Consider the following 1,731-nt stretch of genomic DNA (forward strand, 5'->3'; position numbering starts at 1 on the left):
GCCCTGGTCGACGCGCTGCGCCGGGGCGAGCCGCCGCCCCGCGGCAGACCGCGCCGCCGGCCGCCCGAGGACGCCGACGACTTCGAACTCCTCGCGGCCGACCTGGCCCGCGCGCACGACGGCGCCGTCACCGCCGTCGTCCGCGCGGCCCAGCTCTCCAGCCAGGCCGCCAACGAACAGAAACTCGAGGTCTTCGTCAACCTCGCCCGGCGCCTCCAGTCGCTGGTGCACCGGGAGATCTCCATCCTCGACGAGCTGGAGAACGAGATCGAGGACCCCGACCTGCTCAAGGGGCTCTTCCACGTCGACCACCTCGCCACCCGCATCCGCCGCCACGCCGAGAACCTCGCCGTGCTCGGCGGCGCCGTCTCCCGGCGCCAGTGGAGCAACCCCGTCGACATGACCGAGGTGCTGCGCTCCGCCATCGCCGAGGTCGAACAGTACTCACGGGTCAAGCTCGTTCCGCCGGTCGAGGGCGAGCTGCGCGGGCACGCCGTCGCCGACGTCATCCATCTCCTCGCCGAACTCGTCGAGAACGCCACGGTGTTCTCCGCCCCGCAGACCCAAGTCCTGCTGCGCGCCAACCTGGTGACCTCCGGACTCGCCATCGAGGTCGAGGACCGGGGACTCGGGCTGCCGGTCGAGGAACAGCACCGGATGAACGCCCTGCTCGCCGACCCCGACCAGGTCAACGTCGCCAGCTTGCTGGCGGACGGCCGCATCGGTCTGTACGTGGTCTCCCAGCTCGCCCGTCGGCATGGGATTTCGGTACGTCTCCAGACCAACATCTATGGGGGCGTGCAGGCGGTACTGGTCGTGCCGCAGGGGCTGTTGGGGGCGTCGGCGGGGGTTGTGCCGGGGGTTGAGGGAGCTGCGGCGGGGCCCGGTCAGGAGGCTGCCGGTCCGGGGGCCGAGGTGGCCGGGGCGGTGGGAGCCGCTGCTTTGAGTACACCGGGTGCTCCGGCCACCGGGCGGCATCGGCAGGTGGCTCGGCGGGGGATGGGGAGCGGTGACGCTGCCGCGCCGCCTCCCCTGCCCATGCGCGGGGCGCAGGAGCAGCGGGCCAACCCCGCCGAGGCGGTGCCCGGCATCGGCGCCGGGGAGCGGGCCGCGGTGGAGGCCAACGCGGGTGTGCTGCCGACGCCGCGAGCCGGAGCGGCGGCCCTGGCTACGGAGCGGCCCTCGCTGCCCCGCCGCCGCGCCCAGGAGCACATCGTGCCGCAACTCCGGGGCGGGCCCGTGCCGCGTCAGGACAACGATGTTGTCGTGGGCCACGACCCCGGCCTGATGGCCGCCTTCCAGCGCGGGATCGGGCTGGCGGAGTCCCAGCAGAGCCTGGAGGCGGCGGGGGAGGGGTTCGGGGAGGTGCCGCCCGGTGAAGGGAAGCCTTCGGAGACGGCGTACATGGAGGGCACACATACGGAGCCTCCCCACATGGGCGTCGAGGACATGGTTGTCGCGCACATGGGAGCCGGGCCCCTGGGGGCGCCCCACGTGGAGGTCGCGCCTGTGGAGGCCGGCCACATGGAGGTTGGGCCCATGGAGGTTGGACCCATGGAGCCGCCCCACATGGAGCCAGACCACATGGCGCTGCCCTCCACGGAGCCGGACCACATGGCTCCCACCCCCATGGCGCCCGACCACACCGTGTCGCCCCCTCTGGAGCCGAACCACCTGGAGCCGGACCCCATGCCCCCCGGCCCCCTCGACAGGAGCGCGCCTCCCGCATGA

The 1,731-nt window shown here is 73.4% G+C and carries 1 protein-coding gene; it reads left to right on the forward strand.

The window, feature by feature from the left end; genetic code table 11:
- Positions 1 to 1,731: ATP-binding protein (locus tag GT030_RS09230; RefSeq protein ID WP_237522284.1), on the forward strand; the 1,731-nt coding region annotated here is incomplete at its 5' end.

Source organism: Streptomyces sp. SID1328 (assembly GCF_009865595.1).
GTDB lineage: Bacteria > Actinomycetota > Actinomycetes > Streptomycetales > Streptomycetaceae > Streptomyces > Streptomyces griseoluteus.